The organism is Methylomonas sp. BG-2, assembly GCF_057766305.1.
This window is the reverse complement of the sequence record NZ_JBYMAP010000137.1, coordinates 1-11,445: the sequence shown is the minus strand read 5'-3', so window position 1 is coordinate 11,445 and position 11,445 is coordinate 1. Positions and strand designations below refer to the sequence as shown.

Sequence of the window (11,445 nt, the reverse complement as noted above, 5' to 3'; positions counted from 1 at the left end):
TACGGTTAAAGTGAATCAAGTGTCGCCGCCGCAAATGGTTTGCCCTGAATCGAAACATGCATTTGGGCTACCGGTACAGCATTCGGAAGTCAAATATTCGATCAAGGCCCGCATCGCGGCCAAATTGGCCCGATAACGCTGATAGCGTCCTTCCTGGACCACGCTGACCAAGCCCGCATGGGTCATCGCCTTCAAATGAAACGACAAATTGGTCGGCGGCAGCGCCAGTTCGCTGGCGATCTCGCCGGCAACCAAGCCTGTCGGCGCGTGTTTGACCAACAATCGGAATACGTCCAGACGAACGCCGGAAGCCAGTGATTCGAAAAGCTGAGTGGCGGTTTCCTTATCCATAATTTTACTATTCAAGAATTATTGAATAGTCTAAGCATTTTTCGGCATTTGGCAAGCCGTCAATGCTAAAACGCGTTTCTCCGGTAAAACGCCGCAATATAACCGGCACGCCCAGACATTTATTTAGTGGCGGCCCGCCGGAATTTTTTAAATAATGCGCGGGCCTGCCTTTGTCTTCCACCACCGTTAGCCGTCACGATGAGCGAAACCCGCACGCTGCAACAAGCCTATCAAACCGCCGTCCGGCCGCCGCGCGACCCGGAAGGTCTGGCCCAAGCGCTCAACGATTGGTATCAGCGCTGGCCGACACGCAATTTCCTGCATCCCTGCGTTATCGACAGCAAGGCCACGCTGGTTTGTCAAGCCGGCTTAAGCATCTCGGCGCAACAGGCGTATCGCGAACTGCTGGCGATCGCCGAGGCGCACGGCGTATGCCTGAAACAAGACCAACGTTCGCTGGACTGTCCGCCGGCACACGGCAACCGCCGCCGCGAGGTCGGCTTGGTATTGACGTTTTGCATCGGCTTGCTGGGTTGGTCGCGGGCGGTCAGCGCCGACGACTTGCTCACGCCGCCGCCGAGCCCCGCCGCGCAGTTGGTGGCGCCGCCGGCCGGCGCGATGCAAGCGATCGCCAGCCGCGACGAGGCCAACCATACGTTGATCAAATTGCGGCGCACCCGGCCGCCAACCGCCGCCGACATCGCCGACGCTTACCAGCAAGCGGCGAATCCGCAACCGGTTCCGGCCGACGCGGAAACGACGATACTCGACTTTCTGCGCGGCGCCTATCGACCCGAACCCGGCGAACCCGCCACCGTCGCCGCCGACTTCGAGCGGATCGCCGGCTATTACGCCCGTTATCCGGCGGTCGCGGCGCTGATCGACGAACTGGCCCGGCAAAAAGTGTTGTTGAAATACCGCAAGAATACCTGGCAGGCACAAGCGTGGGGCAATCAGTACCGGGTCGATAGCGTCACGGTTTATTTCGATACCCGGCTCGGCGCGCAACTGCTGGCCGAACCTGGCTGCGACGCCAACCCCGCCTGCGGCGTCTCGCCGGCCGACGCGCTGTTGCACGAGTTGCTGCACGCCAAATTGATGTTGTTGGACAGCGCTCATTTCATTGCCGGCGGCGGCATGGCGCAAAACCTTTATCCTTTCGAACACGAGCGGGAAGTCATTGCCGAGGAAAACCGACTGTACCGGTCCATGAACCAAGCGGATGGCCTTGCCCGGCCGTTGCGCCATCGCCATAGCGGCCAATTGGTGGAAGTCAGTTGCCCAGCCTGCGCGCCCCACCAACAGCTCGCCGCCGCGCCTTAAATCTATACCGCTTGGGTAGCGCTTGCCGAGCAAGGTGGAAGTACGCCGGAGACCGTATTTGGCGCGGGTTATGGCAGGCGTTGAAGCGATGGAATGAACCTAAAAAAAACAGATGAGGCGTGTGGAAACCGTCCGTGGCGAGCCCTTCGACTACGCTCAGGAGAGCCCTGTCGAACCATCAGCGGTTTCCACCCGCCAACCCATTTGATATGCTCGACTGCGTTTTTTAGGATGCAGATAGCGCCGACCGGCACCGTTATCAGTGCCGGTCGGACGATGATTGAAATCGCCGCCGCGGGTCCGGTCGGACCGCACCGCGGCGGCCGGGATCAAGCCTGCAAGGCTTTTAACAGCGCCTGCAATCTGTCGTTGGCATCGCCGAACAGCATGCGGGTGTTTTCCAGCACGAACAGCGGATTGCCGACGCCGGCGTAGCCCGAGGCCATGCTGCGTTTCATGACGATGGTGGTGCCGCCCTTCCAGCATTCCAGCACCGGCATGCCGGCGATCGGGCTGTTGGGGTCGTTCAACGCCGACGGATTGACGATGTCGTTGGCGCCGATGACGATGGACACATCGACTTCAGGGAAGTCGTCGTTGATTTCGTCCATTTCCAGCACGATGTCGTATGGCACCTTGGCTTCGGCCAGCAACACGTTCATGTGGCCCGGCATCCGGCCGGCGACCGGGTGAATCGCGAAGCGTACCTTCTTGCCCTGGCCGACCAACAATTTGGTGATTTCGTTGACCGTGTGCTGCGCTTGCGCCACCGCCATGCCGTAGCCGGGAATGATGACGATGTTTTTGGAATCCCGCAGCAATTGCGCGGTTTCCTCGGCTTCGATCGGCTGGACTTCGCCTTCGATTTCCGCCGCCTCGCCGCCGCCGGCCGTGCCGAAGCCGCCGGCGATCACACTGAGGAAGTGGCGGTTCATCGCCCGGCACATGATGTAGCTCAAGATGGCGCCGCTGGAACCGACCAACGCGCCGGTGACGATCAGCAAGTCGTTGCTGAGCATGAAGCCGGTCGCCGCCGCCGCCCATCCCGAGTAGCTGTTCAGCATCGACACCACCACCGGCATGTCGGCGCCGCCGATCGCCATCACCATGTGCACGCCGAACACCAGCGCGATCACGGTCATGATCAGCAGCGGCGTCAACGCGTCGCCGGCTTCGGCATTCGCCAAAAATTGACCGCCGAGCACGAAGGTGGCGACGAACAGCGCCAGATTCAACCAATGCCGGGCCGGCAACAACACCGGCTTGCCGGTGACCTTGCCGCACAATTTGCCGAACGCGATCACCGAACCCGAGAAGGTCACCGCGCCGATGAAGACGCCGATGTAGATTTCCAGCTCGTGTATGGTTTTCTCGACGCCCACCAGCGTGGAACCGTGATCGAGGAAACTGGCGTAACCGACCAACACCGCAGCCATCCCGACCAGGCTGTGCATCAGCGCGACCAGTTCCGGCATTTGGGTCATTTCCACCCGCGCCGCCGCGAACGCGCCGATCGAACCGCCGATCAACAGCGCGCCGGCCAGGATGCCAAACGCGGTGACGTGTCCGCCAAACACCGTCGCGATAATCGCAATTGCCATCCCCAACATGCCGAAGTAATTGCCGCGCCGGGAAGTGTCCTGCCGGCTCAGGCCGCTCAAGCTTAAAATGAACAGAATCGATGCCGCGATATAGGACATCGTGACTAAACCTTGTGACATGGTGCCTACTCCTTATTTTCTGAACATTTCGAGCATGCGCCGGGTGACCAGAAAGCCGCCGGCGATGTTGATGGACGCAATCAGGATCGCCACGCCGGACAATACCGTAATCACCAGATTATTCGGCGTCGATACCTGCAGCAAGGCGCCGATGACGATGATGCCGCTGATGGCGTTGGTGACGCTCATCAACGGCGTATGCAGCGAGGCGGTCACGTTCCAAATCACTTGATAGCCGACGAAGCAGGCCAACACGAACACGGTGAAGTGCGACAGGAACGAGGCCGGCGCCACCGCGCCCATTCCGAACAAGGCCGCGCCGGCCAGCAGAACCGGAATCAGTTGCGCGGCCAGCGATTTGGGTTTCTCTACCTTGGCTTCCACCGCCGGCGCTTCGGTCAGCGGTTTCGGGCTGGCGGACAGTTTCGGCGGCGGTGGCGGCCAGGTGACCTTGCCTTCCTTGATCACCGTCGCGCCGCGGATGACTTCGTCGTCGAAATTGACGTTCAGCGTGCCGTCCTTACCCGGACACAAGTCGGTCAATAAATGGCGCAGGTTGGTCGCGTATAACTGGCTGGATTGATTGGCCAGCCGGCTGGGCAGATTGGTATAGCCGATGATGGTGACGTCGTGCTTGACCACGATTTGGTCTTTTTCGGTCAGCGCGCAGTTACCGCCCTGCTCGGCGGCCAAATCGACGATGACGCTGCCGGGCTTCATCGATTTCACCATGCCGGCGGTGATCAGCTCCGGCGCCGGCTTGCCGGGAATCAGCGCGGTGGTGATGATGATGTCCACTTCCATCGCCTGGCGGGCGAACAAGGCCATCTCGGCCTCGATGAATTCCTTGGACATCACCTTGGCGTAGCCGCCGCTGCCGGAACCGTCTTCATGAAAATCCAGCATCAGAAATTCGGCGTCCATGCTTTCGATTTGTTCCTTGACCTCTGGCCTAGTGTCGAAGGCGCGCACGATGGCGCCCATGCCCTTGGCCGCGCCGATCGCGGCCAAACCGGCCACGCCGGCGCCGATCACCAGTACCTTGGCCGGCGGCACTTTGCCGGCGGCGGTGATTTGGCCGGTGAAGAAACGGCCGAAATGTTGGGCGGCTTCGATCACGGCCCGGTATCCGGCAATGTTGGCCATCGAACTGAGCGCGTCCATTTTTTGCGCCCGCGACATGCGCGGCACGCTGTCCATTGCCAGCACGGTCGCGTTCTTGGCCGCCAGTTGCTGCATCAACGCTTCGTTTTGGGCCGGCCAGATGAAACTGATCAAGGTCTGACCGTCTTTCAGCAACTCCGCTTCGTCGATCGCCAGTTCCGGGTGACGTTCCGGCGCCCGGACTTTCATGACGATGTCGGACGCCTGCCAGACCGATTTGGCGTCGGGCAGAATCTTGACGCCGACCTCCTGGTAGGCTTCGTCGCTGATATTGGCCGCCGCGCCGGCGCCGGATTCCACACAGATTTCAAAGCCCAGCTTGATGATTTTTTCCGCCGCTTCCGGCGTCGTGGCGACGCGTTTTTCGCCGTCGTGAATTTCTTTGGGTACGCCGATTCTCATGTTGTCTCCTGTCGTTGTTTTATGGAGGAATATGGCTAACCAAACTTCAACGTTGCCCGGCGACGTAGCAGCGGCCAAACAGCCGCGACGAGTCGGGCGGCAACCGGTTAAGCTTAACCCATCCGGCGCGGCGCGGGTCAATTATTAAGGCGGCGATTTTCCCGCCTTTGGCGTTGAATGCCGCCAATTTTTGGCCGGTTAAGGGAATTCGGCGATTGGTTACGCCACGAACAGCCGCCCCGACCGAGCGGCGCGGGGAGCCCTGGTCCGCGCGGCTTACGACGCGGGGAGCTCGCGCGTCATCATCGCCAGCGAAACGTTCATCCGCGCCAGCGGCACCGAACAAGCGCTGGATGCCGCTATGGCGGGGCAAAAACCAAGCCGCCACCGAGAAAATCCGCAAGCCGAACCCCGGCATCAGCCAACCGGCCAGGTTGGTCTGAGTAGCGCTGTCCACTCGCATTTTATTGCGCGCCACCGAGTACCAGCCGAAATTGAGCCGCAACCCCGAGCACACCGCCGGCATCGGCGTCGGGCCGGCGGCGCGCGCGTCCGGCTACCCATGACGCATCGGTACCAATCCAATCGCCACGCCGATTGGCGGCCGCCTGACGCCTAGCATACGGTGTCAAGTGAGTTATCTCGCAAATCGGCGATGCCGTTATTCACAGACGCCAACCGGCGCTGGCTTTATTGTTTCATCACGCCGAAACGGTCGCGGATAACACTGGAAACGACCGCCGGCACGGGATTCCAGTCCTTAGAGCCGGCGCGTTGTTGGCAAACGCGCCATTCGATTTCAACCCACTCCGGAGATATGAGCGATGAGCCAGCCGATTTTGGAACGGTCGCGAACCGATGAAAACCAGCACAGCGGCGGTTGCCCCTTTCACGCCGGCTTGAGCGAGATGCCGGCATTCGCCGAACTGTCCGAAGACGACATGCTGTTTCTGCCGATGCACAAACGCACAATCGCCCAATACCTGACTAACGAGACCGGCGCTACCGAACTGCGCCTGTATTACGAAGACAAGGAAATCAGTTTCGACGCACCAGAGTTATTTGCATTCGGCGAAAATCTGGCCAAGCAAGCCAGCTTTCCAGCCAAAAGCGCCACCGGTTGGGGTCAGGGCTACGATTGGCCGGTGGTCAAGGATCTGCTCGAAGAGTTGATTCTACAAGGCATACTGCAAACCAGCGATCCGGCACCGGCCCCGAAAATTGCGCACACCGGCGCCAACCCGCTGCTGCCGCCGGCTCCCAGTCAACAAGCGCGCACTTGGTTCGAATGCGAGGCCATCATGGCCGAACTGACCGGCCGACCGGTGGAACCGGGTTATCTGGAGTTGATGATCCCGGTGTTCCGGGTGGCTCATATCGCGATGGACAGCGAAGGCCGCCAAGTCGGCGAATCCAACGTGTTCCCGAAACCGTTGCGCGTCGAGGTGGCGACCGAATGGACGGCCTGCCCCTACCCCGGCAGCCGCTACCAAAACGAAAGGCCGATGAATCTGACCGCGTTGAAAAGCATGGGTCAGCACTGGTTGCCGGCGATGGCGGTATTGCTGCGTATCCGCGAAGCCTATCTCGCGCGTTTTCCGGAAGCCCGCGCCGGCTGGACCGTCGGCCATTTGGAACGCTTGTCGGCGCTGGCGCTGGCGGTGCCGGCCTACCAATTGCTTAAAGCCGCGCCCCGCGTTGCAAACGGCGAGCTGCATCCGGTGTTGTCGTCGATGTACCGAGTCACCGACGGCGTGCGAATGACCACCCATCAAATGCTGTTCCTGCCGGTCGTCGAAACCACGCTGGCCCCGGACGCGCCGATGACCGCCCAAGGCATCTACGACTACGCCGAACGCAACTACGTGTTTCAATCGGCGCACGGGGTCTGCGCCGGTCCGCGCAAAATGATCGAAGAGTTTTTGGGCGTGCTGGTCGACGGTACCACGCTGGCCGGCATGGACGATGTCGCGCAAGACCCGGAGGTCGCGGCCGCGCTGGATACGTTACCAGCCGCGCTGGATTACGGTCTGTATGGCTTGCAGTCCCACGCCATCGCCTTCTCGGTTTGGCCGCTGATAAGCCGCCATTACGAAGAACTGTGGACAATTTTGGAAGCTTGGCCCGACACCGATTCCGAGCGCTTGAACGCGTTCAAGGACTTGGTGCAAACCCAAATCAAACAATTGCAAGCCAAATCGCTGATCGCCAGCGAAGCATGGCGGGCCGACCGGGAAAAGGTCTACGCCGACATGTATCAAAAAACCTGCGAAGGTTTGGGATTGGCGGCGCATGCCGACAGCTTGGCCGAACGCATCGCGCCGCCGGCCGTTAGCGCCTACCACCGCATCGCCGAGGCGCAATTGCGCGGCATTTTGAGCACGCAATTCGGCCGGCCGGCCTACGAAGCTGCGGCGTTCGAGCGTTTGATCCTCTGCCTGATGAAATATTTCCGTCGCGAGCAAGGCATTTTGGCCGCCGCCGAGCAAACCCAGCAAGCGATCAACCGGCTACTGGGCCGCCCGCAACCCGAGCGCGAATTTTCGGCGGCGGATTTGAATATCTACAACCTGCTGCTCGGCGAAGTCCAGCGCATTCCACACATCGGCGAAGTCTTCGAGCAGTTGTTCGGCGTGGAGATACGGGTGACCAAGAGCAACATCGATATTCGCGAACGGTAACTTCGCTTAACCACCAGATCGTCGGCCTTGTCAGCATTGCCGGGTCCGGAACTTGGAATCGGCTTGCAGCGCGGAGCCATTTTGAATTAATTCGAGACTTGCCGCTCGTTCCGTGATGGGCGGCGAGTCCCGACCGAAACTTGCCGGCATGGGGCCGGCGGATCGACGTGCGATGGGCACGGGTACAAGAGGAGAGTGTCATGAAAGTAAAATCCAACATTCGTGCTGGTTTGGCTGTCAGATTGGGCAGTTCAGTCGGCGGCCGTTGCAGCGGCGGCATCGTACTGGCCTAAGCCAAAACCCTAGAGGGAAAAGGAGGTCCCTCGCTTCTTGGCGCGGCCGGTTGCTAACCCGCCGCGCCAACCTCATTCTGAAAACTAACAACGCCCGGACCGGTTTCTCCAGACCCAAACCGCGGAATCAATGGCGAGATTGCAATCCATCGTTCGTCAAGGCAACTCAGCTTCGCTAGGGTTGCGATCCAAGCATTCCGGGACATGATCGAATTAACATCGCGAGGACTATCATGTACCGCCACCCATTTAATACACGCCCGATCGAATCGGCCGCCGATTCCCGGACCGCCGGGATTTTTCTGAACACCGCCTTGGTCGCCGGCTTGTTGGTCAGCGCCGGGGTATCCGCGAACACCACCATCGTGCAGCGTCCGGCCGACGCTCGCTCGTTCGGCTTGGAGTCCTTGCGTCTGGCCGTGCGACAAGACGGCGGCGCGCCGTTGCCGGAAGGACTGGACCGCTTCGTCAAGAACCGCGACGCGGCGCTGCAACTGGGCAAGGCGCTATTCTGGGACAGTCAGGTCGGTAGCGACGGCGTGCAGGCCTGCGCCAGTTGCCATTTTCACGCCGGCGCCGACAGCCGCGCCAAAAATCAACTCAACCCCGACTTTCTCGCGGTAGCCAACACCCGAGTCAATCCGATCGACGGCTATGCCAACGCCTTAAAAATCAATGCGCCCGAATTCGAAATCAAGGGGCCGAACGCCAAGTTGACCCGCCAGGATTTCCCGTTCGTGAAGGTCATCGACAGCGTGGTCCAAGGCGATAAAAATGCCATTGATCCCAGTAACGGTAACAGCAACGACATCGCCGGCTCGATGGGCATGTTGTATACCTTTTTCGAACACGTCAATCCCGGCCTCGCCGTCGACAGCGGCACGCCGGTCAAGGATCCGGTCTGGAATCTGCTCGGCAAGAAAAACGTGCGCCGCTCGGTTCCGCGCAACGCGCCGTCGGTGATTAACGCGGTGTTTAATTTCAGCAACTTCTGGGATGGCCGCGCCAATCCGCATTTCAACGGTCAGGACGGTTTCGGCGATCAAAACCCCTACGCCGCGATCGTCGTCAACACATCGGAAGGGCTGGCCCTGGAGCAAATCTCGCTGGCCCAGGCCAGTTTGGCATCGCAAGCGATGGACCCGACCGTCAGCTTCGCGGAAATGTCGTTCGGCGATCCGCGTCAACAATCAACGACCGACCCCAGCCTGCCCAACGGCCGCAGCTTTCCGGAGATCGGCAAAAAACTGCTGGCGGCATCCGCCGCGACCGGCAAACCCTTGACGCCGCTGGGACAACAAATCGTGCACCCCGAGGACTCGGTACTGGGCGGCCTCGCCAAGGCGCCCTATCGCGGCCTGGATACCACCTATGCGGATTTGATCAAGGCCGCGTTTAACGACCAGTATTGGGAGTCCGACGAAGCGATCGAAGCGCCCGGCATCGTCTTCAACCAAATGGAATACAACTTCAGCCTGTTTTTTGGATTGGCGGTGTCGCTGTACGAATCGACGCTGGTCGCCGACCGCAGTTATTTCGACGCCTGGATGGAAACCGGCCGTTTTAACGAAGGCTTCGGCGCCAAGGAACTGGCCGGATTGAATCTATTCGTCAACGAAGGCCAATGCGTGCAATGCCACGCCGGACCGGAGCTGACCAAAGCCTCGATTCGCGCCACCAACCATGGAAAAAACCTGATCCGGCCGATGCCGGTGGCCGACGGCAGCGCCCTCTACGATAGTGGTTTCTACAATATCGCCGTGACGCCGACGACCGACGACTTGGGCCGAGGCGGCTCGGACAATTCCAATCTACCGCTGGCCTTTGCCCGTCAGGCGCTGATGCAACGCCGGAACTTCGAAACCAATCAGGCCCTGCCGGCCGGCACACCGCAAACGCCGGACCCGATTCCGTTTCCGATCCTGGGTAACGATGCGATTCCGGCCCTGAGCGAAGACGGTATCGGCGCGGTCTGCAACGACGCCAACCAAAACCAGGTCTGCGATCCCACTGAAATCCTCAATCAGGACTTTAAACGGGCGGCGGTGGATGGCGCTTTCAAAACCCCCGGCCTGCGCAACAGTCAATTGACCGGCCCCTACTTCCACAACGGCGGTGTCGCAACGTTGCGGCAGGTGGTGCAGTTTTACAATCGCGGCGGCAACTTCTGCCACTTCAACGCGGCGGATCTCGCCCCCAACATCAAACCGCTGGGCTTGACCGACCGGCAAGAGGAAGACTTGGTCGCCTTCCTGGTATCGTTGACCGATCAGCGCGTACGCTACCAAAAAGCGCCGTTCGACCATCCGGAACTGCGCCTGCCGATCGACGGCCGCCCGTACCAACCGCTGGCGCGAATCGGCGCGGTCGGCGCGACCGGCTCCCTCCACCCGCTGCCAACCTTCCTGGACCTGGACCCCAACGACGCGATCCTGACCCCGGCCGGCAGTTGCGCACTGGAATAAACCGAAACGCGGCTTGTTGACCGGCCGCGAATATCAGCTCACTTTCCCGGACAACAGAAGCTGATTTTTTATGCGCGATCAATGTGTTATCGAGTCGGCTTTCTCACTTACGCAGGTCCGATTTTGTCACGTCCGCTCCCACGCCCTCCGGAACAGGGCCGGGGAGCGGAAATCCGAAATTGAAACGCGATGACAAACGAGCAAACCCGATAGCCGTAAGACGAATCCGACCACGACAACAAACGCTTTGGACAAACCCCGGCCCCATTATCCGATTTGATTGGCGCCAAGGCCGGTCAGGCGGCGGGCGAATTCACCAGGCGCGGCTATCGGTTCCGGCGCCGATCGGCGTGCGATGCCGACAAAACCAATTCCCGGCAAGAAAGCGGCTCGGCGACCGCCTAACCATCGCCACCAACGACGGCCGCAACCCATCCATCGATTACACCGCCGCCGACGCCAGTAAATAACGAATTATCCATGGAGCAAGGCTGGCGAGCGCGCGCTTGCCCAATCGCCGGTTCAGAACTTGCTATTACCAACCCGCCAGGGCACCATAAGATCAGCGGCAATGGAAAACACCTAGCAAAACCGCCCGATTTATCGGCCAATAGCAAGTTATCAAGGCAAACATGCCCACTTTTCCGGATATGCAAGCAAAAGTGCCTGAAAAGGCGGTTAATCTCAGGTTATACGGGCGGGTTTGCCTGAGAAACAATAGTTGGGCCTCTTCAATTCCGAGCGCTACGTTACTGCTGATCGACGAGAAATGAACGTCATCTATCGCATCACTTACCCGAATGGGAAGATCTACATCGGCCAAGACCGAACAAACAGCATCAACTACTTCGGCAGTGCCTCAAGCGAACTCATCGCTAAGGACTTCACTCAAGAGCAACGCCGCAGCTTCACTATCACACGAGATATTCTCTGGGAATCTGAAACCGCATCACGCATCGAGGTAAGCCAGAAGGAAATTGAGTTCATCCGCCGCTTCAGGTCAAATGACCCGCTAGTCGGCTACAACCAAACGCCGCCGCTACGA

7 protein-coding genes are annotated in these 11,445 nt (G+C 60.0%); 4 read left to right on the top strand and 3 right to left on the bottom strand.

Features of this window, described 5'->3' with window-relative positions:
* Positions 1-15 precede the first annotated feature (15 nt).
* Positions 16-366, bottom strand: a complete 351-nt coding sequence (locus tag AC3B8H_RS13730; RefSeq protein WP_488442112.1) for an ArsR/SmtB family transcription factor — start codon at positions 364-366, stop codon at positions 16-18.
* 183 nt (positions 367-549) lie between these two features.
* Between AC3B8H_RS13730 and AC3B8H_RS13725 the strand changes: the two genes are divergently transcribed.
* On the top strand, positions 550-1,674 hold the full coding sequence (locus tag AC3B8H_RS13725; RefSeq protein ID WP_488442111.1) for a hypothetical protein: 1,125 nt from the start codon (positions 550-552) through the stop codon (positions 1,672-1,674).
* Positions 1,675-2,003: 329 nt separating this feature from the next.
* Here the strand turns inward: AC3B8H_RS13725 and pntB are convergent, their stop codons facing one another.
* Together pntB and AC3B8H_RS13715 are read right to left on the bottom strand one after the other, a co-directional pair.
* Positions 2,004-3,395, bottom strand: a complete 1,392-nt coding sequence (pntB, locus tag AC3B8H_RS13720; RefSeq protein WP_488442110.1) for a Re/Si-specific NAD(P)(+) transhydrogenase subunit beta — start codon at positions 3,393-3,395, stop codon at positions 2,004-2,006.
* A 12-nt stretch (positions 3,396-3,407) separates the two neighbouring features.
* Positions 3,408-4,961 (bottom strand): Re/Si-specific NAD(P)(+) transhydrogenase subunit alpha, encoded by a 1,554-nt coding sequence (locus AC3B8H_RS13715; RefSeq protein WP_488442109.1) that lies wholly within the window; start codon positions 4,959-4,961, stop codon positions 3,408-3,410.
* Between the two features lie 824 nt (positions 4,962-5,785).
* Between AC3B8H_RS13715 and AC3B8H_RS13710 the strand changes: the two genes are divergently transcribed.
* From AC3B8H_RS13710 to AC3B8H_RS13700, 3 genes are all read left to right on the top strand, one after another.
* The gene (locus tag AC3B8H_RS13710; RefSeq protein WP_488442108.1) at positions 5,786-7,642 is read left to right on the top strand and encodes a hypothetical protein; all 1,857 of its coding nucleotides are present in this window, start codon (positions 5,786-5,788) and stop codon (positions 7,640-7,642) included.
* 526 nt (positions 7,643-8,168) lie between these two features.
* On the top strand, positions 8,169-10,400 hold the full coding sequence (locus tag AC3B8H_RS13705) for a cytochrome-c peroxidase (RefSeq protein WP_488442107.1): 2,232 nt from the start codon (positions 8,169-8,171) through the stop codon (positions 10,398-10,400).
* A gap of 769 nt (positions 10,401-11,169) precedes the next feature.
* A partial coding sequence (locus tag AC3B8H_RS13700) for a GIY-YIG nuclease family protein (protein ID WP_488442106.1) occupies positions 11,170-11,445 on the top strand: 276 nt, incomplete at its 3' end.

What these genes read in the sequence shown, in the direction of transcription:
- AC3B8H_RS13705 (WP_488442107.1), top strand. Translation starts at nt 8,169, where the DNA reads ATGTACCGCCACCCATTTAATACACGCCCGATCGAATCGGCCGCCGAT.
- AC3B8H_RS13725 (WP_488442111.1), top strand. Translation starts at nt 550, where the DNA reads ATGAGCGAAACCCGCACGCTGCAACAAGCCTATCAAACCGCCGTCCGG.
- AC3B8H_RS13710 (WP_488442108.1), top strand. Translation starts at nt 5,786, where the DNA reads ATGAGCCAGCCGATTTTGGAACGGTCGCGAACCGATGAAAACCAGCAC.
- AC3B8H_RS13715 (WP_488442109.1), bottom strand. Translation starts at nt 4,961, where the DNA reads ATGAGAATCGGCGTACCCAAAGAAATTCACGACGGCGAAAAACGCGTC.
- pntB (WP_488442110.1), bottom strand. Translation starts at nt 3,395, where the DNA reads ATGTCACAAGGTTTAGTCACGATGTCCTATATCGCGGCATCGATTCTG.